This is a genomic window from Neobacillus sp. WH10, from assembly GCF_030123405.1.
GTDB lineage: Bacteria > Bacillota > Bacilli > Bacillales > Cytobacillaceae > Neobacillus.
Genome location: NZ_CP126110.1, coordinates 2486519 through 2511120 on the forward strand (window position 1 = coordinate 2486519; position 24602 = coordinate 2511120).

At 39.4% G+C, this 24602-nt stretch carries 24 protein-coding genes and 2 riboswitches; of the genes, 21 read left to right on the forward strand and 3 right to left on the reverse strand.

Annotated elements, in window-relative coordinates; genetic code table 11:
• Positions 1–96: 96 nt before the first annotated feature.
• Complete coding sequence (locus tag QNH20_RS11780) at positions 97–1434, reverse strand: APC family permease (protein WP_283923070.1); 1338 nt, start codon at positions 1432–1434, stop codon at positions 97–99.
• 206 nt (positions 1435–1640) lie between these two features.
• Between QNH20_RS11780 and QNH20_RS11785 the strand changes: the two genes are divergently transcribed.
• The 21 genes from QNH20_RS11785 to QNH20_RS11885 all read left to right on the forward strand — a co-directional run bounded on the left by QNH20_RS11785 (position 1641) and on the right by QNH20_RS11885 (position 22165).
• Complete coding sequence (locus QNH20_RS11785) at positions 1641–2036, forward strand: hypothetical protein (protein ID WP_283923071.1); 396 nt, start codon at positions 1641–1643, stop codon at positions 2034–2036.
• Between the two features lie 266 nt (positions 2037–2302).
• The gene (locus QNH20_RS11790; protein WP_283923072.1) at positions 2303–3790 is read left to right on the forward strand and encodes a helix-turn-helix domain-containing protein; all 1488 of its coding nucleotides are present in this window, start codon (positions 2303–2305) and stop codon (positions 3788–3790) included.
• 207 nt (positions 3791–3997) lie between these two features.
• Positions 3998–5671 (forward strand): urocanate hydratase, encoded by a 1674-nt coding sequence (hutU, locus tag QNH20_RS11795; protein ID WP_283923073.1) that lies wholly within the window; start codon positions 3998–4000, stop codon positions 5669–5671.
• Between the two features lie 15 nt (positions 5672–5686).
• Positions 5687–6985, forward strand: coding sequence for an imidazolonepropionase (gene hutI / locus QNH20_RS11800; protein ID WP_283923397.1), 1299 nt, complete (start codon positions 5687–5689; stop codon positions 6983–6985).
• The gene (locus QNH20_RS11805) at positions 6963–7958 is read left to right on the forward strand and encodes an agmatinase family protein (protein WP_283923074.1); all 996 of its coding nucleotides are present in this window, start codon (positions 6963–6965) and stop codon (positions 7956–7958) included. The genes hutI and QNH20_RS11805 overlap by 23 nt, the downstream gene beginning before the upstream one ends.
• 429 nt (positions 7959–8387) lie before the next feature.
• Positions 8388–9395: a hypothetical protein gene (locus QNH20_RS11810; RefSeq protein ID WP_283923075.1), complete on the forward strand. Its 1008-nt coding sequence runs from the start codon at positions 8388–8390 to the stop codon at positions 9393–9395.
• 145 nt (positions 9396–9540) lie between these two features.
• Positions 9541–10659: a glycosyltransferase family 4 protein gene (locus QNH20_RS11815; RefSeq protein WP_283923076.1), complete on the forward strand. Its 1119-nt coding sequence runs from the start codon at positions 9541–9543 to the stop codon at positions 10657–10659.
• A complete protein-coding gene (locus QNH20_RS11820; RefSeq protein ID WP_283923077.1) occupies positions 10656–11429 on the forward strand; it encodes a HipA family kinase in 774 nt (257 codons plus the stop codon). The genes QNH20_RS11815 and QNH20_RS11820 overlap by 4 nt, the downstream gene beginning before the upstream one ends.
• Positions 11430–11602: 173 nt before the next feature.
• Positions 11603–12487, forward strand: a complete 885-nt coding sequence (gene galU / locus QNH20_RS11825; RefSeq protein WP_283923078.1) for a UTP--glucose-1-phosphate uridylyltransferase GalU — start codon at positions 11603–11605, stop codon at positions 12485–12487.
• A 317-nt stretch (positions 12488–12804) separates the two neighbouring features.
• Positions 12805–13050, forward strand: a complete 246-nt coding sequence (locus QNH20_RS11830; RefSeq protein WP_283923079.1) for a glutaredoxin family protein — start codon at positions 12805–12807, stop codon at positions 13048–13050.
• A gap of 102 nt (positions 13051–13152) precedes the next feature.
• Positions 13153–13344, forward strand: coding sequence for a hypothetical protein (locus QNH20_RS11835; RefSeq protein WP_283923080.1), 192 nt, complete (start codon positions 13153–13155; stop codon positions 13342–13344).
• A gap of 284 nt (positions 13345–13628) precedes the next feature.
• On the forward strand, positions 13629–14603 hold the full coding sequence (locus QNH20_RS11840; RefSeq protein WP_283923081.1) for a M20/M25/M40 family metallo-hydrolase: 975 nt from the start codon (positions 13629–13631) through the stop codon (positions 14601–14603).
• Positions 14604–14672: 69 nt separating this feature from the next.
• A complete protein-coding gene (locus tag QNH20_RS11845) occupies positions 14673–15524 on the forward strand; it encodes a YwqG family protein (RefSeq protein WP_283923082.1) in 852 nt (283 codons plus the stop codon).
• 99 nt (positions 15525–15623) lie between these two features.
• Positions 15624–15733, forward strand: a riboswitch (TPP riboswitch).
• An 80-nt stretch (positions 15734–15813) separates the two neighbouring features.
• Positions 15814–16632: a hydroxyethylthiazole kinase gene (gene thiM, locus QNH20_RS11850; protein WP_481858072.1), complete on the forward strand. Its 819-nt coding sequence runs from the start codon at positions 15814–15816 to the stop codon at positions 16630–16632.
• Between the two features lies 1 nt (position 16633).
• Positions 16634–17449: a bifunctional hydroxymethylpyrimidine kinase/phosphomethylpyrimidine kinase gene (gene thiD / locus QNH20_RS11855; protein WP_283923084.1), complete on the forward strand. Its 816-nt coding sequence runs from the start codon at positions 16634–16636 to the stop codon at positions 17447–17449.
• A complete protein-coding gene (thiE, locus tag QNH20_RS11860; protein ID WP_283923398.1) occupies positions 17449–18111 on the forward strand; it encodes a thiamine phosphate synthase in 663 nt (220 codons plus the stop codon). Before thiD ends, thiE begins: the two co-directional genes overlap by 1 nt.
• Entirely contained in the window at positions 18095–18601 is a 507-nt protein-coding gene (gene thiW / locus QNH20_RS11865) for an energy coupling factor transporter S component ThiW (RefSeq protein ID WP_283923085.1), read from the forward strand. Before thiE ends, thiW begins: the two co-directional genes overlap by 17 nt.
• A 3-nt stretch (positions 18602–18604) precedes the next feature.
• Positions 18605–18709: riboswitch (TPP riboswitch) on the forward strand.
• A gap of 269 nt (positions 18710–18978) precedes the next feature.
• Positions 18979–19650, forward strand: coding sequence for a thiaminase II (tenA, locus tag QNH20_RS11870; RefSeq protein WP_283923086.1), 672 nt, complete (start codon positions 18979–18981; stop codon positions 19648–19650).
• Positions 19625–20392, forward strand: a complete 768-nt coding sequence (locus tag QNH20_RS11875) for an ABC transporter ATP-binding protein (protein ID WP_283923087.1) — start codon at positions 19625–19627, stop codon at positions 20390–20392. The genes tenA and QNH20_RS11875 overlap by 26 nt, the downstream gene beginning before the upstream one ends.
• Positions 20382–21152 (forward strand): ABC transporter permease, encoded by a 771-nt coding sequence (locus QNH20_RS11880; protein ID WP_283923088.1) that lies wholly within the window; start codon positions 20382–20384, stop codon positions 21150–21152. The genes QNH20_RS11875 and QNH20_RS11880 overlap by 11 nt, the downstream gene beginning before the upstream one ends.
• Positions 21153–21169: 17 nt before the next feature.
• A complete protein-coding gene (locus QNH20_RS11885; RefSeq protein ID WP_283923089.1) occupies positions 21170–22165 on the forward strand; it encodes an ABC transporter substrate-binding protein in 996 nt (331 codons plus the stop codon).
• An 87-nt stretch (positions 22166–22252) separates the two neighbouring features.
• Here the strand turns inward: QNH20_RS11885 and QNH20_RS11890 are convergent, their stop codons facing one another.
• The gene (locus QNH20_RS11890) at positions 22253–23002 is read right to left on the reverse strand and encodes a protein-glutamine gamma-glutamyltransferase (protein ID WP_283923090.1); all 750 of its coding nucleotides are present in this window, start codon (positions 23000–23002) and stop codon (positions 22253–22255) included.
• A 189-nt stretch (positions 23003–23191) separates the two neighbouring features.
• The gene (locus QNH20_RS11895; protein WP_283923091.1) at positions 23192–24430 is read right to left on the reverse strand and encodes an MFS transporter; all 1239 of its coding nucleotides are present in this window, start codon (positions 24428–24430) and stop codon (positions 23192–23194) included.
• Positions 24431–24602: the final 172 nt, after the last annotated feature.

The following is a 24602-nucleotide window of genomic DNA, read 5'->3' on the forward strand; positions in this document are numbered from 1 at the left end:
CTTGTCCTTTTTTGTTTTATCACAGTGACATCATTGTAAATGGTGTCAGGCACCATTTGCAATACCCAAGACTTATTAATGGTGTCAGGCACCAGATTAGCTTGTTTTGGGTTGGGGGTGTTTTTGTTTGTTTGCGTTTAGTTTTAGGTAGACTGGGATGCCAATCAAGGTTACTACGATCGATAAGACAGCGTCTACCGGAGTATGGATAAGAGTGCTGCCAATGATATAAAGGGCGCCAAGTATAGCAACGATTGGTGTAAACGGATATAAAGGTACTTTATAAAGTGTTTGGTCGTTTTGCATTCCTTTTTTTCGTAGTATGAACACGGCGATAAAGGACAAAACATAAAACGTAAATACAGTAAATATAGCAATATCAGATAGTCGGTCGGGATTTGTCAAAATCATCATCAGGATCGCTATGACAAGTTGAGAAAGTGTAGCCCCTACAGGTGTTTTCGTTTTTGGATGGATATAAGATATGGCCTTTGCACCAGGTAAGAAGCCATCCTTCGCCATTGCATACGGAATCCTAGGGAATGTCAACACCTTTCCATTTAAACAGCCGAAAATCGAAACGAGAATTCCAATAGTCAGCAAGTTTCCACCCATTTTTCCAAAAAGAATCGTTGCTGCTGTACCGGCTGCATTTGGGCCTAATTCAACAATTTTGTTTGCCGGCAGCACATGGAGCATCGCGATATTGACAGTTAAGTACGAAATAATGACTATAACAATTCCCGAGATGATGGCTCTTGGAAGTGTTTTACTAGGGTTTTTCATTTCTCCTGCCATAAAACCAACATTCATCCAGCCATCATAGGCAAAAAGGGTTGCTATAATTGCTGCCCCCATGTTCAAGGACTGGGTAATACCGCTGTCCATATTTAGCACTTGATGCTCACCTTGAAAAATTCCAAATGTTGCAATGAGAATGATGGGAATCAATTTTCCTATCGTGGAGATATTTTGGATCAACCCACCATACTGTGTTCCTAATAAATTCATAAATACTAGAAAAATAATCGTTATGATTCCAATAATAGTATTACTTTCTTGAGAAAAACCAAATAATCCCGCTACGAGGGATCCGAAATAGAGACCTAGTGCGCCCATAATGGCTGGTCCGTAAATAAGCGTTTGTACCCAGCCGCATAAAAACCCCCAAAACTTTCCGTAAACCTCTTCAATATAAACATATAGACCGCCGGTTTTTGGAATTTTGACACTAACTTCGGCAATCGTCAAACCGCTGGCGAGTGTGATAATACCGCCAATAATCCAAGCCCAAAGTGCCAATGTTGAATTTCCAGTGGAAGCAATCACGATCCCAGGCTTCATGAAAATTCCAGATCCGATTACGGTTCCAACAACTAAAGAAGTCGCAACGGCAAAGCCGATATTTTTCTTTAAATTCGCCTCATTCCCCATGTGTCCGCCTCCACAGTACAAATGTATTATTGAGATTTACACGAATTATAACATGGAAATAATCCAATTTATTTTTTTGGAATATATAAATTATTATTCAGATAAATCTTCGTTTTTATCATGACAGTGAGTGTACTAATTGAATATAGGGTTAAATACTGGTATGGTAACGGTATGATTTTTTTGAAATAGAAGGTGATTAGTTTATGAAGTTTTTTGTGAAAACGCAGGTTTTTTCTATTATAATGGCACTTTTTTGGATCATTTACTTAAGTGTTTTGGCTTTTTTAGATCAGCCGGGTCGAGCACTCCAGTATATCAATTCCTTTGTTAACGGATTTGCTATTTTATTTGCCGTCATTTATTTTTTGTTAACCAAATATTTTATCGGGCGAAACTGGCTAGCGGTTCCATTGATTCTGATTCCTTATTTTCTTCTTTACAAAACTGTTTTTGAGCAAGTTCTATTAAGCTTAGCAAATGAAAGCTATAGCATGACTCTCAATTTTCTTTCGCTATCAACAGGTAGCACGCATCTTCTTGCCATAATCTTTGGTCTAGGCTTAGGGATCATGTTCTCCAGACCACAATTTAAGTCATGATATCAATTTAGGAAAAAGGACAAATCCCTGGTATGAGCGGGGGAGTTGTCCTTTTTTATTTAATCCGGTTTATAGTCACCCTCGCCGTATAGACGTTGGCTGTATTCCATAATAAAAATTCATTGATACCTTACACGTGTAATACGCAAATTTGATTTTCAATTTCCTGCTTGCCTTACACTTTAATTTACATAAGACCTGGAAATCATTCGTATCGTGCTGCTGCCGGTTTTTATGTATAATTGTGGGGAAGGGGTGACTGCGTTATGGAAGGTAAGTGGCTGATTGCCGATCGGGATTTGAATGAGCGGGAGGGGTTAAAATGGTTATTAAAAACTTCTTCTATTCCCGTGTCGGACATTTCTATAGCATCAAACTATCAGGAATTTATAGTTTTGTTTGAAAAAGAAAATCCTGATATCGTGCTTATGGAGCTAGATATGATCAGCAAGGAGGAGTGGTCCGCCTTCCGTGAGCTTATGCAAATCTATGATCCGATCTTACTCTTAACCAGTGCAGAAGCAACCTTTGAAAAAGCACGACTGGCTATCGATATGCAGGCAATGGATTTAATGATAAAACCTTTTTCGACAACAAAGGTAAAATCAGCTTTCAAAAAGGCATCACGAAAACTGAACTCTAATTTTTATACAAATAGCATTCACTATCCTCATTCTCACAAAGACATTTCTTATGAAGGATTATTCCTCTCGCAGGAAACAACATCTGAAAATGTTAAAATAGCGGCCTTTCAGACAGAGAGTGTCGATATGGTGCCTACTTTATATTCCTATATCATGGAATATCCATTTACAGACAGCCGCGGCGTTTTCGCACATAGTGATATGGTGGTACTTCTTTTTAAGGAAAATTGCCACAATATAACAGAACAATGCCAAAAAGCGATGAGAAAGTGGGAAGAAGAATATTCTGATCCACTGGCGATCGTTGTACATAAAGGAAACTCCTCGGGTATGACTATTAACCAGAAATACCTAGAAACGAAGAAAATGCTAGAGTTTACCTACTATAAAGGATATCGACAAGTAGTCGAGTTAGAATTTTCACCAGATTGGGGGCATATAGATCCGTTTTTAACACCTCCGGAACAAAGAGAATGGGTCGACATGCTGACAAATCTTGATTTAGAAAAAATAAAAACGTGGCTCTATGATGAATTTCTTCAATTACATAATCCATATCCGGATCCTGGTTTAGTAAGGATAAGGTTAACGAGTATTTTGGCGCAAATAAGAAGATTTATGAAGACCTACAATCTTAACGATAATCCAAGTCTTGAACAAGATTACCGATATATTTTCAATTCAATACTATATGATACAGTTCTCTATCGGACAGTTCAAAACCTCATTTTATTTAGTCAAAAAATATTTGTTGGTGCCGAAACAAGCATGCAAAATTTGAAACAAGATCCAATTGAACTAGGAAATTCTTATATGAGGGCAAATTTTTCTAATAGCAATCTTCGTTTGGAAGACGTTGCACAATATGTAGACCGTAATCCGTCCTATTTCAGTCATCTTCTGATCACGAAAACAGGCTCCAGTTTTACAGAGATGTTGGCAAGTATACGAATGAAAGAAGCAAAGCGATTATTAAATGAAACAAGAAAGCCGATTAAGGAGATTTCGATGCTAGTTGGCTATCAGAATGCCAATTATTTTAGCAGAATGTTTAAGGAAATAATCGGAGTGTCGCCAAGAGATTTCCGAATGCAAAAATCAGATTGGTAATAAGTGAAAAAGAACAGTTTAGTCAGACTGTTCTTTTTTCTATAAAAATTATACTTTTATAAAAATATTATCTATATTTTGGTGAAATTCCTAAAAAAAATGTAGGTTTCTCCATAGATATTATCTTTTTTCTAATTTTTAATCTCTATTTTTCAGAAAATTATCTTTTTATAATATATATAGAATGATAAATAGGGAGTGAAATGAATGGAAACGAATACAGCAAAAAAGCGAGTAATTACGAATTATAAAGGAACAGACTTACATGCAAAGGGCTGGATTCAAGAGGCCGCACTACGCATGTTGATGAACAATCTTGATCAAGAGGTTGCCGAAAGACCAGAGGATTTAGTTGTTTATGGCGGCATTGGGAAGGCTGCTCGTAACTGGGAGTCTTATGACGCAATTGTGAAAACACTGCTTGAATTAGAAAATGATGAAACATTGTTAATTCAATCTGGTAAACCGGTAGCTGTTTGGAAATCCCACAAGGATGCACCAAGAGTATTACTTGCAAACTCCAACCTTGTGCCTGCTTGGGCGAATTGGGAGCATTTCCATGAGCTTGATCAAAAAGGCTTAATGATGTACGGACAAATGACGGCCGGCAGCTGGATTTATATTGGCAGCCAAGGGATTGTTCAAGGAACCTATGAAACGTTTGCTGAATTAGCTCGTCAAGCATATGGCGGAACATTAAAACATACGATTACACTTACTGCAGGACTTGGCGGTATGGGTGGTGCGCAGCCGCTGGCAGTAACAATGAACGATGGTGTTTGTTTAGCGATTGATGTAGATGAGACAAGAATCGACCGCCGTATTGAAACCGCTTATCTTGATGTGAAGACAAATGATCTTGATGAAGCATTGAAAATGGCACATGAAGCAAAAGTCGAAGGTAAGGCATTATCGATTGGTTTATTAGGAAATGCCGCCGAAATTTTACCGCTAATGATTGAAAAAGGCTTCAATCCGGATGTGTTAACAGATCAAACCTCTGCACACGACCCATTAAACGGCTATGTGCCTGTCGGTTTTACATTAGAAGAAGCAGCTGCATTAAGGAAAGCAGACCCAGCCAAGTATATGGAACTTTCTAAGCAAAGCATGGCAATCCATGTAAAGGCTATGCTGACAATGCAAGAAAAGGGTGCTGTTACGTTCGATTACGGAAATAACATTCGGCAGGTAGCTAAGGATGAAGGTGTGGAAAATGCCTTTGATTTCACAGGGTTTGTACCGGCCTATATTCGCCCACTATTCTGTGAAGGAAAAGGTCCGTTCCGCTGGGCAGCACTTTCCGGCGACCCCGAAGATATTCGTAAAATTGATGAAGCACTTCTACGTGAGTTTAAAGATGATGAGCACCTATGCAAATGGGTAAGAATGGCGCAGGAAAAAATCAGCTTCCAAGGGCTTCCAGCTCGTATTTGCTGGCTTGGATATGGTGACCGTGCCCGCTTTGGTAAAGTGATAAACGATATGGTTGCATCTGGTGAGGTTTCAGCACCAATTGTGATTGGCCGGGACCATTTAGATGCAGGCTCTGTTGCGTCGCCTAACCGTGAAACAGAAGCAATGAAGGATGGCAGTGATGCTGTATCTGACTGGCCAATTTTGAATGCGATGATTAATGCTGTCGGCGGTGCAAGCTGGGTATCGTTACACCATGGCGGCGGCGTTGGTATGGGATATTCTCAGCATTCAGGGATGGTAATTGTTGCCGATGGTACGAAGGATGCGGAAGTTCGACTTCAGCGTGTTTTAACCACAGACCCTGGAATGGGTGTTGTCCGTCATGCGGATGCCGGTTATGAGCTTGCAATTAAAACAGCAAAAGAAAAAGGCATTAAAATGCCAATGCTTCAGCAAGACTAATAGACTGAGAGGATGATGAAATTGAGTAAAGCAATTTTTATCAGAAATGCTTCTCAGCTCGTTACTTTACAGGGGAGTTCAAATGCTCCCCGTGTAAAAGAAGCGATGTCTGAGCTTGGGATTATTGAAAATGCCAGTGTTTGGATCGAGAACGGAATGATTCAAGCAGTCGGTAGGGACGAAGAGCTTTGTGAAAAATATGCCGGCCGTCTTGCCGAAGCAGAAGTGGTGGATGCAAGCGGCAAGCTCGTCACTCCTGGTCTCGTTGACCCGCATACACACTTGGTATTTTCCGGCAGCAGAGAAAATGAATTTAATATGCGCTTGCAGGGTGCGACGTACATGGAAATCATGAACGCGGGCGGCGGTATTCATGCAACAACAAGTGCGACACAGGTAGCCACACATGAGGAACTTTTTCAAGAAAGCTATGAACGGTTAAATCAATTCTTGAGACACGGTGTAACGACGGTTGAAGCCAAAAGCGGCTACGGCATGGAATGGGAAACAGAACTGAAGCAGCTAGAAGTAGCAAAATTGTTGAATGAAAAGCATGTTATTGATGTCGTTCCTACCTTTATGGGTGCTCATGCAGTACCAAAGGAATACAAGGAAAATCCTGATGAGTTTGTACGCCTGCTTGTGGAAGAAATGATTCCGAAGGTGGCGGAGCTTGGACTGGCTGATTTTAACGATGTTTTCTGTGAGCATGGAGTTTTTACACCAGAGCAATCTAGGATCATTCTTGAAGCTGGGAAGCGGCACGGACTAATTCCAAAGATTCACGCGGATGAAATTGAACCATATGAGGGGGCAGAGCTTGCAGCCGAGGTAGGGGCAATTTCAGCGGATCATTTACTTAAGGCATCGGAAAAAGGGATGAAGGCAATGGCGGAAAAGGGTGTGGTAGGTGTGTTACTTCCAGGGACAGCCTACTTTTTAATGGCGGAATCCGCGAATGGCCGAAAAATGATTGACCTGGGAGTGCCGGTTGCGTTATCGACAGATTGTAATCCTGGTTCGTCACCGACTGTTTCCTTGCCATTTATTATGAATCTAGGATGTTTAAAAATGGGGATGACACCTGCAGAGGTCATCACGGCGACAACGATTAATGCTGCACATGCGATTAATCGCGGGCATGAGATTGGCAGTTTAGAAGTTGGAAAAAAAGGCGACGTGACGATTTTTAACGTCGAAAATTATATGAAGCTTCAATACTCTTATGGAGTGAATCATACAGATACAGTGGTAAAAAATGGTCAGGTGGTTGTAAGAGGAGGGCATATAGTTGAAGAGCTTTCTCTATCCTAAATTGAATCCGCCAAGTTTTAGATGGGTTAGACCCGATCATGATGCAGATGTTGCGAAGGTTCATGAATGGATTCAACCACTTACCTCTGATTCTGATCCTGAAAAAAGCAAGGACGCTGATTTTGTAGTTGTCGGCGTCCCGCTTTCTCGTTCATCGATCAGTGCGTCGGGTGCCTCTGAATTTCCAGATGCCTTCCGCCGCGCTTGGAAGGGATTCACAACCTATAATTTGGATGAAGATATCGATTTATCGGAAATGACAGCAATCGATGCTGGTGACATTCCAATGCACGTCACCGATATCCGCCGCTGTCATGACAATATTATTCAAGCATCTGCAGCTATCCACGACCATTTCAGAACGTCAAAGGTGTGTGCAATTGGCGGGGATCATTCGATTACAGCAATGATGGTGAAAGGGCTGCACCAGGCACGACCAGAAGAGAAAATAGGGATTCTTCAATTTGATACCCATTTTGATTTGCGTGATCTGACGGACAATGGTCCTTCCAACGGGACACCGATGCGGAACCTGATTGAAAGCGGAGTAGTTAAGGGTTCTGATATGTACAACATCGGATTGCATGGTTTTTTTAATACGAAGGATCTAAAGAGATACGCTGATGAAAAGGGAGTTAACTATATTACGCTTCGGAATGCAAGGAAAAAAGGCATTGAAGAAACGGTCCTCCGCTGTTTAGAGGAGCTTGCCGTAAAGGTGGACACGATTTATTTAACCGTTGATATGGATGTACTGGATATTGCCTATGCTCCAGGAGTACCGGCATCAACACCTGGGGGCATGACAACAGCAGAACTGCTGGAGGGCGTACTAGCAGCAGCTAAGCATCCAAAAGTCAAAGCAATGGACATCGTCTGCCTCGACCCACTCAAAGACACCAACGCCCAACCAACAGTAAAACTCGGCACCCACGTCTTTTTAACCTTTCTCACAGGGGTAATAATGAGATAGGTGTCAGGCACCACAAAAAGACATTTTAGGGGATTTTGAGGGTATTTGTCCGCCTCCAGTGGACAATTTTCCAGTTATGGTAGGTAATTGAATGAGGATAAGTTCATAAATTAGATTTTCTAAAAAAATGGAATGGCTGACGATCCCTTTTATCGCTGGCCATTCCTTTTTTGTGCCTATTTCTTAAATAAACAATGATACTTTTTTAAAGGCTTTTGTCCATTTTTTTTAGATTTTTAGACTCTTGCCCTAACATTCCCCCCCTTCATTGAATTAACTATATTATTCAATGAAGTTCAGCAGTTTTTCTGTTTTAAAGAATTATTTATTAAATAAGCTGAAAAAACAGGAAGGAAATAAAGGAGTTAATGGAGATTATAACCAGCTAATCAACTGCTATCATTTTTATTCAGTGCAAGGAGGGAAAACGTGGATACTAAACAATTGAAAAAATGGGTAAAAGGTATTAAAGTTCAAAACGTTGTAAATTCTGATGTGGAAGTAGAAAACAAATCTCCATTAGTTATGTTAGGGAAAGGGCGCCAAGGTGCGGTCTTTCAAGTTTCTGACGATATTTGTATGAAAGTATTCGGTAACGTAGAGGATTGTGCACGTGAACACTATGCTCTTTCCCTTGGACAAAATACAGATCTTTTTCCAAAAATACATGCAAGAGGGGCACGCTATATTGCGATGGATATTGTCAAAGGGGTGGACATCCGCGAATTTTTACAATCACAGCCACTTACTGAAGCACTTTCTGCCAAACTAATTGAAATGTTGATAACATTTAAGAAGATTGGCTATGAGCGGATTGACCATCATAAAAGGCAAATTTACCTACAGCCGGATGGTAATTTAAAGGTAATTGACGTAGCAAGGACTGTTTGGCGTGACCGAGTCTATCCGTATCCTCGGAAATTATTGACTTCTTTAGGGGAAGAGAATAAGGCAATTTTTTTATCACATGTGCAAGAAATGGCCCCTGAATTATATGAGGAATGGCTGCACTATATCCGTATGGAAGAGATTTCTCATCAAATCTACCAAGTTTTATTGCCACAAAGACCTGATAAAGAAAAAATGAAAAATTTAAGCAACCAGTTGTTAACAACAAAGAATGAGGAAAAATATGTTGCACAGCTGCATGGCTTGGTCCACAAAGTGTTCAAAGAAGAATGGATCAAAACAATGCTTGCTCGGGGCAAGAATCCGGATGCTGTGATGGCAAAAATAGATAGATATTGGGATTATCGCGAGAGGGGGCAATACCGTACCGGGGATCGAAAGCGAGACAAGGATCGAAAAAGCAAAAAGGATCGAAAGCGCAAGGACGAAAAACGTTTCGTTGGAGAAAACCGGGACAGCAAGAAAAGCCGCAGCGATTATGATAATAACGACTATAGGAAGCGATTTGTAGGCGAAAAATATCGATGACTGGGAAGGTTGAAACGGTCATAAAAAAAGGAAGCCCTACATCGCTAACTCTAAATAGCAAGCTGTCACAAAAAATGGCTGGCTGCTATTAAATAATTTGTAAAAATGGAGGTCGCCCTAAATAACAATAAGGAGTTTAAGCTGAATGAAAGTATTAGTAATCTGGCGGCTCCTCACCGTTGGCGGGGTAAATGCAGGATGGAGAAACCGCTCGATTTATTTTAAACAGCATGGAATTCATACTGAATTTTTATATACGACGGACCACGGCGGGCTCCATATTATGCAGGATGTTGCTCCCGTTTATTTAACGAAGGATGAAAGTGAGATTATAAAAATTATTAAAAACAACGCCTATGACGCCATCATTGTTGTTGATACCGGTGCAGCATATAAATGGATCCGAAAAGCTAAATATAATGGACCTGTCATTGTGGAAGCTCGAACCCCAGAACTTATTAAACTCATGCCCCACTTAAAAACATTTAAAGGTATTCAGCCAGAATTAATCATTGTTCCTTCACATTATCAAAAAAGATTAGTTTCTATTCTGACTGATGATATCCCAATAAATGTAGTTTACAACGGCGTTGACACATCTTTTTTCCGTGCATTATCCATAGAGGAAATTGACTTTAACAGTGTACCTACACTGCCCAAAGATAAAAAGATAATCGGCTGGATTGGCAGATTAGACAAACGAAAGAACTGGCCGATGCTGCTTGAAGTAGCCAAAAAGATTAAAAGTGAACGGGACGATATTGAAATTTGGATTATTGGCGGAGCGCAAAGTGTGCAGCGTGAAGAATTCAATGTCACCTGGCAAGAGGAAGAGCTTACTGAAATAATCAAATGGTTTCCAGTCATCCCATACCAACAAATGCCTCATGTATATGCTAAAATTCGCCTATCAGGCGGCTGCACCCTCGCGACAACTAAATGCGAATCGTTTGGCAATACGTTTATTGAATCGATGATATGCGGTGTACCAGTTGTTGCATCTAATATGATGCCAGTCACTGAATTGGTAGCAGCAGGTAAGACAGGTCTGCTTTTTCGTGGACTAAATGTCGAAGACGCCGTTAAGCAGCTCTACGGCATCCTGGATGATCCCGTGAATCACCAACAAATGTCGCAAGCTGCAATAGATATGGTCCAACAAAAATTCTCTATTCAAGCAGTGTCTGGTGATTATATTCATTTGTTAAAAAAAATCTGCCAAATGAATAAAGGGGCAGACGGCGAGGTGGATGCAATATTATGAAACCTGTTGCCTATCAAAAGAAATTAGAAGGAAAATCCAATTCTCATTTAATTACTTTTAATGATGGAAAAGATTATGTTGTAAAATTTTTTCAACCTGGTTTTGAAAAAACATTGCCTAATGAATGGGTAGGTTATTGCTTGGCAAGATATCTTGGACTGCCTGTTCCATATGCTCGGTTAGTGGAAATTCCACAAGAATTTACTTTACAGGTACCTGAACTTGTTGATGTGCATCAAACCCAATTCCAATTCGCCTCGAAGTATGTACCTGATTGCCTTAATGGACATCAAGTTTCACATGTACCCAATATTATTAATTATCAATCTATGGCAGGGATCATTTTACTGGATTACTGGTTGTGTAATCGTGATCGAACACGGAAAAACATTCTCCTATATGAAGCAGATAGCGGAAACTACCGATTGTGGATGATTGATCAAGCAGAGATTTTCGGAACATACAACTGGCTTCATGCTGATTTAGAAAACTTGCCAGTGGAAGTAATGAAAAGTGCCACACATGAATTAATGGCGCAATTTATTGAAAATGAACAAAGCTTTACTGAGCACCTTGAAATAATTCAAACAATGCCTATTCACTTAATGGAAGAATTAGTTTCGATCATCCCTGAAGAATGGATGGTTTCGAAAGAGGAAAAAAAAGCGATCGTCAGTACCTTGGTAAAAAGGCGCAAAAAAATCCTGCCAGAGCTGATGCATAAATTTATAAAAAAGGTATATCTGCCACTACATTCCAACGAGCAATGATTACCATTCACAATAGAGTATAGTGTTTTTATTTTTAGAATGTGAATAGGGTTCTGTTTAGTTGAAAGTACTATTTTTATAATGGAATTAGAAATAAATAGGTTCCTAACGTGGCAGGAGGGTGTCCTTTAACATATATGTATGTAAAAAGAATTTTAGGAGGGAGGGAGTTTATGAAAATCCGAAAAGCCATTATTCCAGCTGCAGGCCTTGGTACTCGTTTTTTACCTGCAACGAAAGCGGTGCCAAAGGAAATGTTTCCAATTGTTGATAAACCGACGATTCAATATATTGTAGAAGAGGCTGTAGCATCAGGGATTGAAGAAATAATCATAATAATCGGCAGGGGAAAAAGGTCTATAGAGGATCACTTCGATAAATCCTACGAGCTCGAAGATACACTATTTAAAAAAAATAAACTAGAAGATTTAGAGGAGTTACAACAAATATCAAGTTTAGTAAAGATTTATTATGTCCGCCAAAAAGAACCGAATGGACTTGGTGATGCTATTCTTTGTGCTAAAAATTTAGTGGGTGATGAACCATTTGCAGTGATGTTAGGCGATGATATTGTGATTTCAGAGGTTCCATGTTTAAAACAGCTTATGAATGTTTTTGAATACTATTATAGTTCTGTTGTTGCCATTCAGAACGTTTCAGAGCTTGAAGTGAAAAAATATGGAATCATAAAGCCAAAAAGTGCGATCATAGAGCAGGCTATATATTCGATCGATTCATTAGTAGAAAAGCCAAAGATAGATGAGGCCCCTTCAACATTAGCCGTCATGGGCCGTTATATATTAAAGCCGGAGATTTTTACAATATTGGAGCGGCTTCCAATTGGACAAGGCAACGAACTACAACTAACAGATGCTATTACCGAACTAAACAAACAGCAGGCAGTCCTGGCCTACAACTTCGAAGGAACCCGTTACGATATCGGCGACAAAATCGGCTACGTCAAAGCAACCATCGACCTCGCCCTTAAACGAACCGACACCCGAGAAGAAATCCTTGAATACTTGGGAAAAATAGTAAAAAGGTGTCAGGCACCATAAAAAGACATTTTGGCAATTTGTCCGTCTAGGATGGACAAATTGCCTGTTTTTACCACTTGTATTAGTCCAAAGAGGGTATATTGTAAAATTTGAAACTGTAGTTATTGATAGATTTTCGGTTATGATGTTTATGGGTAATTAGTTTTATTAGTAGTCTAGTAAATTATTCCTTGGGAAAGCGCATATTCAGACATTTCTCGAGTTTATTTGTCGGAAGAATGCGTACTTTGTTGGTTTAATTAAATATTCCAAAGGATGAGATTAGGATGCACATTTTTAATACTTTTATTGAATTATATACATAGGGGGTAATTAAAATGAATAAACAAGTCATCGTCTATACCACAAATGATTGTATTGAATGCACAATGGTCAAACAGGTTCTCACAATGGAAGGGATCCCTTTTGAGGTAAGGGATGTGTCAACTAGCGCTGTCAATCAAAGAGAAGTGGAAAAATACGGCTTTCTGGGAGTTCCGGTTACAGTAGTTGGACAGCGAGCAGTAAAGGGATTTACAAATGAGCTAAAGGAGCTCATAGATTTTGTGAGAAGTATGGAGTAGAGTCCAAGACAAGTTTAACAAATATCGTAAATAACGTATTAACAGAGTGTAAAATGAAATCGATTTTACACTCTTTTTTTTCAAAAAAAGAAAGGTTATTAGATGTTTAATAGCGAATTGATTGGTGTAGTTATCGTTCGGTGTGAAAAATTTGGGATGTGCAAGGGAATCCAAAAGAGAATGGAGGGAGCGCAAAGGATTCAAAATGACAAGCGGCAGTTAAACGACAAGAGCTATCGGACCAGACCTCTGCTCGAATACTACACAGTGGATTTAATGGGCAGGCATTATTGAATAAAAGAATAGGATTATTATTTGGTTGTTAATGATGTGTAAACGGTTGCTTTGACCTGGAAGCTCTTACTTAAACGGGTTTATTTACTATTTCCTTATTACGGTAATAAGAGATTTTTTGGATTTTGCGGTACGGTTTATAATTGCTGGTAAACCTGTTCCAGGGAAAAATCAATAACACCTTTTGAGGAAAAAGAGATCATCAACATAATCAGGTATAACACTCACATCTCAGTCAATAGAACGATAATGATTGAATTTACAATTGCTGAGGAGGCCAAATCATGCAAGCAAAAACAATCCGCAATATTGTAATCGTTGTTGCCATCTTGATTTCAGGGATCTTTTCACTTTCGCCTGTAAATGTTCATGCACAAAAATCGGTCGTAGGAACAGAAGCATACAAGCACACAGAATTCTTATCTGAGAAAATCGGTTCGAGGGTTGCTGGTAGTGTAAACGAAGAAAAAGCTGGGGATTATATTTTTAAAGAGTTAGAAAAACTAGGATATCAACCTACTAAACAAAAATTTTCCTATACTCGTAATAAAATTACTATTAATTCGGCAAATATCATTGGCACGAAATACAGTCACTCCAATAAATATAAATCTGATCCACAAATCATTATTGGGGCTCATTATGATTCTGTCAGTGTGGGTAAAGGGGCAGACGACAATGCCTCAAGTATCGGTGTGATCCTAGAAACTGCGAAGGCAATTCAAAAGAGAAACCTTCATTATGATATTAAGTTTGTTTTCTTTGGTGCTGAGGAGCAAGGATTAAGAGGTTCAAACTATTATGTTTCCCAAATGTCGCAAGAAGAAAAAGATAGAACAATCGCCATGATCAATCTCGACAGCTTGTTGGCGGGGGATAAAATCTATGTTTACGGCAGCCCGGGAGAAGATGGCTGGATTCGTGATCTTTCCCTAGAGATTGCTAAAAAGAATAACATCCCATTAGAAACAAATCCTGGAATCAATCCGGAATATCCTAAAGGGACAACAGGCGATTGGAGCGACCATGCCCCGTTCAAAAAGGCAGGCATTCCTATTGCTTACTTTGAAGCAACAAACTGGGAAATTGGTGATTTGGATGGCTATACACAAACGGTTAAACACGGTGCTATTTGGCATACAAAAAATGACAATTTGGCATTCCTCGAAAAGGAATTTCCAGGACGAGTTGAAACGCATTTCGCCCACTTCACAGAGATATTAACACAATTATTGTATGATATTAAGAAGGTAAAATAATCGTTGATAACCATGGACAAAATCTGTTCTTGCTAATTTATTTAGCCTATGAAAATAAGGAGATACGCTATGGAAAATCTAGATTTATTGTTAAACGAATTTGAGTTGTTTAATAAGAAACAGGAAATTTTACTGGCAATAAAGCCTGCTATTGGAATCAGAAGGATAGAGGAATCGGAGGATAACATCCCAATTGGTGCTTCAAAGCTAGGCGGGAGCCCCGATTTACCACCGCATCTTGAGTTTCCACAATATGATAATGGTTTTCTCACGTTCCTGGCACAAATAAATCTAGATGAAGCAAAGTCATTTGATGTCGATAATATTTTACCTGAAAAAGGTGTTCTATATTTCTTCTACGATATCATTGAGCAGCCATGGGGCTTTGATAAAGAAGACAATGGCTGTTTTAAGATTTTATACTTTGATGGAGAGAATTCCGAACTAACACGGAGTAACTATCCTGAAATAACAGACGAGTATTTCCCATTACAGTCCTTTAAAATGGAGTTTTTTCAACATCATACATTACCCGAGGACCCAGAATGTCTAGATTTGGATGAAGAAGAAACTGATAATTACTGGGATTTCAGAAGTCAGGTTATGCAGCCATATGATGAGCATGAAAATGCATTTCCAGCCCATTACATGCTAGGAGAGCCGTTTAATATTCAAAATGATGTTTTCGAGGAAATTATCTATTACGGTAATGAGGATAAATATGGTCCTGATGGCTGGAAAAAAAATGAACTAGAAATTTCGGCAAAGAGTAACGAGCTGGTTCTACTTTTTCAAATAGACAGTGATGATGATTTAGACGTTATGTGGGGAGACGCGGGAATGCTGTATTTCTGTATCAATAAAAACGATTTGCAAGCTAAACAGTTTGATAAGGTTGAATTTATTCTTCAATGCTATTAATAAATTTTTCTGGATAATGGAGGTAAAAAAATTTAACTATTACAATTTTCTTTACTTCGATGTTAATAAGCGTTAATATGAACATAATTTAATATGCAAAGTATCTACTAGGGGTGCCCTGTAATCAGGCTGAGAGAAAACGGTAATGTTTTTAACCCTTTGGACCTGATCTGGGTAATACCAGCGTAGGAAAGTAGTCGAGTGAAATGTTTATTTTTTGCTTTCTAACTAACCAGGTCCTTTTATGGATCTGGTTTTTTTATTTTTAAAAAGAAATGGGGAGAATGGTTTGGAAATAATCAACTTGTGTGAAACGCTTGAAAAAGTAAGGAAGGTAAACCCGCTTGTACATAATATTACGAATACAGTCGTCACCAATTTCACGGCAAATGGACTCCTTGCTCTCGGGGCTTCACCGGTTATGGCGAATGCAAAAGAAGAAGCAGCGGATATGGCAAAGATTGCGAGTTCACTAGTTTTGAATATAGGCACGTTAACCCCCCAGACAGTGGAGGCAATGCTCTTGGCTGGAAAATCAGCCAATGAGCACAATGTTCCGGTCATATTTGATCCCGTGGGTGCAGGCGCTACCCCGTATCGAACAGAAACGGCAAAAAAACTTATGAACGAAGTCAAAGTCTCGATAATAAGAGGGAATGCCGCCGAAATCGCCAATGTCATTGGTGGTAATTGGGAAATAAAGGGTGTTGATGGAGGGAATGCAAAAGGCAACATAACAGACCTAGCAATTACAGCTGCCGATAAATTAAATTGTATTGTCGTCATTACCGGAAAAGAGGATATCGTATCAAATGGTAAAAACACTTATTCAGTTGCGAACGGGCATTCCATAATGACAAAAGTAACAGGTACAGGCTGCCTGTTAACCTCTGTAATTGGAGCATTTGCAGGAGTTGATAAGAATCTGATTCAAGCTTCGGTGGCTGCCTTAACTTTCTATGGAGTAGCAGCAGAAAAGGCAGCGAATAAAACAGTTGAATTAGGACCGGGTAGCTTCCAAATCGAATTTTTAAATCAATTATCATTGATTTCAAGTGAAGACTTGAATTTATATGCTTCATTTAAAAAATTAAGTGGAGGAATGTAATATGAAAAAAGCATTAACAATTGCAGGTTCTGATTGTGGCGGCGGGGCAGGGATTCAAGCTGATTTGAAGACGTTTCAGGAATTAGAGGTTTTCGGGATGTCGGCTTTAACCGCTGTTACGGCGCAAAATACAGTAGGTGTTCACGCTGTTTATCCTATGTTAGCAGAGGCCGTTGCCAAACAGATTCAGGCGATCGGGGATGATATTGGAACGGATGCAGTAAAAACAGGAATGCTTTTCAGTGCAGAAATCATCGAGACCGTTTCTGAAAATATCAAAAAATATCAATGGAAAAACGTCGTTGTCGACCCTGTGATGATTGCAAAAGGCGGCGCCTCCTTGCTGCAAGAGGAAGCCATTTTCGCCTTGAAAAAGTATTTATTGCCGCTCGCCAAAGTTATTACCCCTAATATACCGGAAGCAGAAGTTCTAACAGGAATGAAAATCCGAACAATTGAGGATAAACGAGAAGCGGCAGTAAGACTGTGTGACATAGGAGTTAGAAATGTCGTGATTAAAGGCGGTCATGATGAAAATGAACTTGAATCGACTGATATATTATTTGATGGAAGCGGATTCCACACTTTTACAAACAAGCGAATCCTGACAAAGAACACACATGGAACAGGGTGTACTTTCTCTGCTGTCATAACAGCAGAATTGGCGAAAGGCTCCTCCATATACGATGCTGCTTTATCTGCTAAGGATTTCATCCAAGCAGCCATTGAAGATCAAATCGAAATTGGTCACGGACATGGTCCCACAAACCACTGGGCATTTCGAAAACGAAAATATATAGAGGAGTTGGCAAAATGATGAGCGACTTGCGCGATTTATTAAGTGTATATTTCATCATGGGTAGTCCAAACTGCATTAAGAACCCGCAAGAAGTATTAACAGAAGCAATTGCCGGTGGAATCACACTTTTTCAATTCCGTGAAAAGGGCTGCGGGGCATTAACTGGACCTGAGAAATATACTCTTGCAAAAGAACTCCAAACAATCTGTAAAGTGCACCAAATTCCTTTCATCGTTAATGACGATATTGAGCTTGCACTTGAAATTAAGGCAGACGGTGTTCATATCGGGCAAGAGGATGAACCGGTAAAAACAGTAAGGGAAAGGATTGGCGACATGATTCTCGGCGTATCCGTCCATACCACTGAAGAGGCCATGAAAGCGATCAGCGATGGAGCCGATTATTTTGGAATTGGCCCTGTATATCCTACGAAAACAAAAGAGGACGCGAAGCCTTCAAGAGGAACCAGCCTAATTGAAGCATTGCGAAAAAAGGGATTCACAATTCCGATTGTAGGAATTGGCGGAATTACTAGTGAAAATGCGGCTTCCGTAATTGAAGCAGGGGCTGATGGTGTTTCGGTGATTACGGCTATTAGCCTTTCAGAGTCACCAATGAAGGCTTCAAGAGCATTGAGAGAAACGTTAAAGGAGAAAAAATGTAATGAACAAAACGTATAAACTGACCTTGACAGCGATGATGATTGCGATTGGTACGATCTCTAGTAACCTAGTATCTATTCCAATTGGGTTTACAAAGGTCTTTCCTGTTCAGCATTTTTTAAATGTTTTGTCCGCAGTGCTGTTGGGACCGTATTATGCAGTCGCCCAGGCCTTTTGTGTCTCCTTGTTAAGAAATCTCATGGGAACAGGTTCTATTTTTGCTTTTCCCGGTAGTATGGTAGGTGCGTTGCTCTCGTCTTTATTATTTTTAAAAACTAGAAAAATCTATCTGGCTTTTATCGGGGAAGTGATTGGAACAGGAATAATTGGGGCGATTCTATGTTATCCAATTGCAACTTTACTACTTGGGAAAGAAGCAACCCTTTTTGGGTTTATTCCTTTATTTATCTTTAGCTCGTTTGCTGGAGCACTACTGGGGTTTGTTATATTAACTGTATTCTTAAGAAAAAAAGTCTTGGTAATGGCCGGTCACTCTTTAAAAAACTAAATAACTATTCACTAGGGGAAGTTATTAGACTTGAGATGGATAATGGAATCCGAACCCTTTGAACTTGAACTGGATCATACCAGCGGAGGGAAGTGGTAAGTGTATTAACCCGCTTATTCCATTCCCTGGTGAGCGGGTTTTTCATGGCTATTTGGCCAAAGGAAATTGATTCGCTAATAAATTGTTCAGATTCGCTGATAAAAAAACGATTTTCACTGAAATATAGGTTGTCATCGCTGAAAAAAAAGATTTTCGCTTATAAATGGTTTGGAATCGCTGATAAATTTCCATTTTCCGCTGATAAAACATATTGGCAGAGATAAGGAGCGGTTGAAAAGAATAACAAGCCACAAAATTTACAAAATGGGGGATTAAATATGAAATTTTCGCAACGACTTCATGAAAAAGTAAGAGAAATATGGGAGAAAACCCATCAGCACCCTTTTGTTGTCGGGATAGGGAAGGGGGACCTTCCTGTGGAGTCATTTATCCGTTACATGAAACAGGATTATGTATTTTTAATTGACTATTCAAAGCTTTTTGCATTAGGAACAGTTAAAGCAAGAGACCTAGACACGATGTCCGTATTCGCTAAACTCATGTATGAAACATTAAACGGTGAAATGGAACTTCACCGTGGGTATGCTGCTAGATTCAGTATTACCCAAAAACAGCTTGAAGAAACAAAACCCTCTCCTATTAATTTGGCCTATACACGATATATGCTGAATGTCGCTCAAAATGGAACGCTGGAGGAATTAATCTCGGCACTATTACCGTGTATGTGGAGTTATTGGGAAATTAGCAAAGTGCTAGCAGAAAAATATCCAGCAGCTAGCAAACATCCATTATATGGCGATTGGATTAAAATGTATTCCTCAAACGAATTTGGGTCATTGGCTCTTTGGCTGATTGAGTTGTTAGATCATTTAGCAGAAGGCAAGTCAGAACGAGAGCTAGCTATTTTAGAAGATCATTTCCTCACGACCTCCCGCTTTGAGTACATGTTCTGGGATATGGTTTATGAAGGAGGAGAGTGGCCTGTCTAGCACAGAAATGTTATCAATCCAAAACCTTACATACGCTTTTGAGGAGAAGAGACCGATTTTTCAAAAAATCTCAATGAATGTAAAAGAGGGAGAATTTGTTTCAGTTATTGGTGCGAGTGGTTCTGGAAAAAGTACCTTTTTTAAATTAATTACTGGACTGCTTGAGCCTGACCAGGGAGAAATCAAGATTAATGGCGAAAGCGTTGGAAATAGGTTAGGCAGAGTAGGATATATGCCGCAAAAGAATTTGCTTTTACCATGGAGAACGGTATTAGACAATGTAGCGCTGCCCCTAGAGATCATGAAGGAAAATAGTCAGCAGAAAATTCCTGAGATTCAAGAATGGTTAACCCGTTTTGGATTAGCAGAAGTGGAAAAAGCCTATCCAGATGAACTCTCAGGAGGAATGCGGCAGCGGGTTGCTTTTTTGAGAACGATCATAACGGGTAAAAAATTATTATTGTTAGATGAACCGTTCGGGGCACTCGATTCACTCACGAAACGCAACATGCACAGCTGGCTGCTAGGGTTGTGGGGAGAACTGCAAAAAACGGTACTGTTCATCACCCATGATTTGGAGGAAGCGATACTGCTAAGTGACCGAATTTACTTGCTTGGTCATGAGTCATTAAAAGAAATTCATGTCAGCCTTCCAAGACCAAGAAATCCAGAAATAATCTATCAATCAGAGTTTGTCACCATGAGAAAAGAATTGGAGCGGCTGATTCAAAATGAAAATTAATTGGAAAAAATGGCTGGGGGATTATGGCCTATTCCTGCTTGCTACTATCCTAATCGTAAGCGGTTGGGAGTGGGTTGTTAAGAAAGGGATGATTCCTGCCTTTATATTGCCGGCACCTTCGGCAATCGGAGCGTCACTAATAGAAAACCGCCAGCTCTTATTGGAAACCCATTTGTCTGCAACCCTAAAAGAGGTCTTAATTGGTTTTGGGATATCACTTGCAGGCGGACTGGTAATAGGTATTGGAATGCACTTTTCTCGTGTATTAGAAAAAGTATTGTATCCGTTTCTGGTTATTTCACAAACAATTCCGATGATCGCGATTTCGCCAATCTTTATCATGTGGTTCGGTTATTCGATTTGGAGCAAAATTGCCGTAACGATTTTAATTGCGATTTTCCCAATCATCGTAAGTACATTTGATGGACTGAAGGCTGGGGGAAAGGAATACAGAGAATTACTGCTGACAATGGGAGCAAATCGCTGGATTATTTTTAAAAAAGTTCAGCTGCCGATGGCCATGCCGTCGATCTTATCTGGGTTGAAAATGTCTGTGGTTTATTGTGTTGTTGGGGCAACTATCGGAGAATGGCTTGGTGCCAGTGTTGGATTAGGCTATTTCAGCAGACGGATGTCAGGTAACTTACAAGCAGACGCAGTGTTTGCTGCAATCTTCCTGCTTTCATTAATGGGAATTGTCCTGTTTTTATTGATTAGTTTAATTGAAAAAAAATTATTGAAAAATATAATTCGCAACTAGAAAGGTTGAAAAATCCAATGAAAAAAAGTTTATTAATTTTGTTCAGTCTAATGTTAATCATGTTAAGTGCTTGCGGGAAAGAGACTGCCGATAAAGCTTCTGGAAGTGACGAAAAGCTGCAGAAAGTGAGCTTAATGCTGGACTGGTATCCAAATGCAGTGCACTCATTTCTTTTTGCCGCTGAAGAAAAAGGCTATTTTAAAGAACAGGGGCTGGATGTTGATATTCAAATGCCTGCAGATACAAATGATCCTCTAAGGCTTGTTGCTGCTGATAAAATCGACATGGCCATCAGCTATCAGCCCGAAGTGCTTGTGGCACGTGGAGAGAATATTCCAGTTCAATCAATTGCTGCGCTCGTTCGCCATCCACTGAATCAATTAATGGTTGCTGCTGATAGTCCGATTCAAGCACCAAAGGACTTAGCTGGAAAAACGATTGGTTATCCAACGATTCCATTAGATGAAGCGATTATCCAAACGATGGTAAAAGCGGACGGCGGGGATGAGAAGAAAGTAAAAATGGTCGATGTCGGCTGGGACTTGATTCCTGCAATGGCAACCAAAAAAACCGATGCATTGATTGGCGGATATATTAACCACGAAAAATTATTGCTAGAAAAAGAGGGTCATCCAATACGCACGTTAAATCCTGCGGATTATGGCGTTCCCGATTATTATGAATTAGTGTTAGTTGCCAGTGAAAAAGGATTAAAAGAAAAGAAAGATGTGTATAAAAAGTTTATCGCAGCGATTACAAAGGGGCAAAAATTCGTAACAGATCATCCAAAGGAAGGCTTGTCTATATTAATGAAACATGAAGACAAAACCTCACCACTTGAAAAGGATATTGAAACAAAAAGCTTAGAAATCCTGCTCCCGCTGATGGACGCAAAAGATAAACCATTCGGCTACCAAGACCTAGAAACATGGGAAAAGGCCGCCCAATGGTTGAAATCGAACAAAATGATAAAACAAGAAGTAAACGCTAAGGACTCATTTATTAATTTTTAGCTATTTGTATGGTGAATAGGTGAAAAAAGGTGTCAGGCACCATCCGTGGACATTGTCCACAAATGGGCCTGATACCAATAATGAGAATTATTGGTATAATGAAGTATTTAAGTAGATCGTTTGATAGTGTGGTCTGGTTATCATTCGCATGAGGTAGGCTGATTGTTTAGCATTCGGCATTCTTTTTTTATTTAGGAAGTTAATAATTTTGCTGGCGCTTTGGATGTCTACCCCATGGCCATAGTATTTGTCGTCGCCGAAATAGATGACATTTTCGGCACGCCAATGCGACTCTTTTGGGTCAAAATCGGGATTGTTGAAATGCATGACATCTCCTGGTAAATAATCGTCCCCATATTTTTGATTAATCGGCAGATCCTCATCAAATTGCCAATCCATCAAGTACAGCCGCCCAAAAAGGATATCAAACCTCTCGCTTCCAATCGAATAAAGAGTAGCAAGATATAAAACAATTGCGATGGCGGTAGAACAATCAAAGGCGTATAGCTTTCCATTTTTAATGATGTCCAGTATAGCAGCCGAAGGACGAACATCTGGCTTTAAGAGGAAGCCGCCATTTGCTAATCGATACCAATATTTATTATTGGGAAAGGCGTAGCGAAACGTTGTAAACTTTGCGCCACTTTTGTTTAGTTCTCGCGCCGCCCTCATTGTGTTTCTTCGAAAGAAAAGCTCAAATTTTAATTGCGCTATAGTTTGGTATTCATAAGTTTCATGATTTACAGCCATTTGTTTGACAATCGTTTTCTCTTCGTTATTGGATATGGCTTTATTGAGTTCCTCCGGTTCCACGACCTGATGATTTATTTTTATCATTCCAGCCTCCTGGTTTCGATATCAACTCCTTTAATAAAAATATGAAGCAAAATAAATAATAATTATCATTTCTAGAGAATTTCAGATGTTTCAAAAAGCTATTAACACAAGAAAACACTGCACCGTAAATAAAAAAGTGGACACTGTCCACTCCAAACGGACAGTGTCCACGAATGGTGCCTGACACCATTAATAGGACGCTTTTTTTCTTGAATAAAACTTGGGTGATTTATTGTTTTTCATGAATTTAAGGTACATTAGCAAGAAGACGAGGGCGCTAAAGAACCTTAATATAGAGATTATTCCCATGGATTTTACTATGCCGGTTACTTCCAAGAACCAAATTCCGATTTGCGGCGCGACAAAGGCGACAAAAGATAAAAGGACATTATAAGTTGTGATGCAATAGGTTCTTTTTTCTTTTGGAGATTTCTCTAACAATAGGTTGAACAATAAAAGCGTGGTGCCGGAAACAAAAAAGCCCGATGTCATTTGCACAATAGTAATATAAACTAGATTAGTAGACAACACTGTTAAAAACGGAGCTGTTGCCATTCCTGCTGCTACCCAAACGAGCACCAATGTGTTTGATTTTTGCTCCGCCCATTTCTTCCATAAAGGGAACGAGAATATTTGCACCAATTGATTGCCAACTGAAAAAATACTAATCCACAAAATCGTAGCATGGGCATATTTCACATGATAAATATTGAATAGACCCCATGCCATTTGCCATGAGAAGTTAAAGCAAAGGGCGCTAATGAGAAACCATTTATAGCCCTTATCCTTAAAAATGGTCCAATCCATCGACGATTTTTTTTGTTCTATGCTCGACTTTGGTGCAGCTTTTTCTTTATGCTTCATTAAAAAAAATACTTCTAATACGCCAAAAATAAATGCAATGACAAATAATAACTGATATGCAGCTGCATTTTCAGTCTGTTTTTTCATGACAATCCCGATAATTAAAGTCGTAACCATTCCAACAATCGTTAATAGTCGATTTCGGTCACTGAAAAACGCCCCTCTACGCTCCTCTTTAATCATCCCGCTAATTAATGTCTGCCAGCCAATGTTGGAAATCGTTCCAGGAACATTCATTAAAGCGACAATAATTAAAAAAGCCCATGACTGATAAGAAGAATGAATAAAAACCACGCCTGCTAAAAGCAAAAACATGATTCTAGCCCAAAAAACGGACAGTGCGACAGTTTTCTTTTGCCGCTCGAGCCGATTTAACAGGATCGCAGCTGGTATCGTCATGACCAGTGCAACCAATGGCGGAAGGGAACTGATCAAACCCACTTGATAATTGGTTGCACCAAGGATGGATATCGCGAAAATCGGAAAGAAGTTACTTGCAAGATTCACAGCAATGGTGGACACCATTCCATGATAGATACTGACTTTTTCGTTATATGTGCGCATGTGCCTTCACCATTTCTTTATAAATTCTCTAGATATTATACAACCAAAAACCATGAATCTACAGGATAATTTTTTTTATTTAAGAACTTCGGAATATTTAAAAAATTAAACAATCTAAATTCAAATTCGATATCTTTTTCTATAATAGAATCATCCTTTCTGTATAGGAGTT

What these genes read in the sequence shown, in the direction of transcription:
- QNH20_RS11780 (WP_283923070.1), bottom strand. Translation starts at nt 1,434, where the DNA reads ATGGGGAATGAGGCGAATTTAAAGAAAAATATCGGCTTTGCCGTTGCG.
- QNH20_RS11785 (WP_283923071.1), top strand. Translation starts at nt 1,641, where the DNA reads ATGAAGTTTTTTGTGAAAACGCAGGTTTTTTCTATTATAATGGCACTT.
- QNH20_RS11790 (WP_283923072.1), top strand. Translation starts at nt 2,303, where the DNA reads ATGGAAGGTAAGTGGCTGATTGCCGATCGGGATTTGAATGAGCGGGAG.
- hutU (WP_283923073.1), top strand. Translation starts at nt 3,998, where the DNA reads ATGGAAACGAATACAGCAAAAAAGCGAGTAATTACGAATTATAAAGGA.
- hutI (WP_283923397.1), top strand. Translation starts at nt 5,687, where the DNA reads ATGAAATTGAGTAAAGCAATTTTTATCAGAAATGCTTCTCAGCTCGTT.
- QNH20_RS11815 (WP_283923076.1), top strand. Translation starts at nt 9,541, where the DNA reads ATGAAAGTATTAGTAATCTGGCGGCTCCTCACCGTTGGCGGGGTAAAT.
- QNH20_RS11820 (WP_283923077.1), top strand. Translation starts at nt 10,656, where the DNA reads ATGAAACCTGTTGCCTATCAAAAGAAATTAGAAGGAAAATCCAATTCT.
- galU (WP_283923078.1), top strand. Translation starts at nt 11,603, where the DNA reads ATGAAAATCCGAAAAGCCATTATTCCAGCTGCAGGCCTTGGTACTCGT.
- QNH20_RS11830 (WP_283923079.1), top strand. Translation starts at nt 12,805, where the DNA reads ATGAATAAACAAGTCATCGTCTATACCACAAATGATTGTATTGAATGC.
- QNH20_RS11835 (WP_283923080.1), top strand. Translation starts at nt 13,153, where the DNA reads ATGTTTAATAGCGAATTGATTGGTGTAGTTATCGTTCGGTGTGAAAAA.
- QNH20_RS11840 (WP_283923081.1), top strand. Translation starts at nt 13,629, where the DNA reads ATGCAAGCAAAAACAATCCGCAATATTGTAATCGTTGTTGCCATCTTG.
- QNH20_RS11845 (WP_283923082.1), top strand. Translation starts at nt 14,673, where the DNA reads ATGGAAAATCTAGATTTATTGTTAAACGAATTTGAGTTGTTTAATAAG.
- thiD (WP_283923084.1), top strand. Translation starts at nt 16,634, where the DNA reads ATGAAAAAAGCATTAACAATTGCAGGTTCTGATTGTGGCGGCGGGGCA.
- thiE (WP_283923398.1), top strand. Translation starts at nt 17,449, where the DNA reads ATGAGCGACTTGCGCGATTTATTAAGTGTATATTTCATCATGGGTAGT.
- thiW (WP_283923085.1), top strand. Translation starts at nt 18,095, where the DNA reads ATGAACAAAACGTATAAACTGACCTTGACAGCGATGATGATTGCGATT.
- tenA (WP_283923086.1), top strand. Translation starts at nt 18,979, where the DNA reads ATGAAATTTTCGCAACGACTTCATGAAAAAGTAAGAGAAATATGGGAG.
- QNH20_RS11875 (WP_283923087.1), top strand. Translation starts at nt 19,625, where the DNA reads ATGAAGGAGGAGAGTGGCCTGTCTAGCACAGAAATGTTATCAATCCAA.
- QNH20_RS11880 (WP_283923088.1), top strand. Translation starts at nt 20,382, where the DNA reads ATGAAAATTAATTGGAAAAAATGGCTGGGGGATTATGGCCTATTCCTG.
- QNH20_RS11885 (WP_283923089.1), top strand. Translation starts at nt 21,170, where the DNA reads ATGAAAAAAAGTTTATTAATTTTGTTCAGTCTAATGTTAATCATGTTA.
- QNH20_RS11890 (WP_283923090.1), bottom strand. Translation starts at nt 23,002, where the DNA reads ATGATAAAAATAAATCATCAGGTCGTGGAACCGGAGGAACTCAATAAA.
- QNH20_RS11895 (WP_283923091.1), bottom strand. Translation starts at nt 24,430, where the DNA reads ATGCGCACATATAACGAAAAAGTCAGTATCTATCATGGAATGGTGTCC.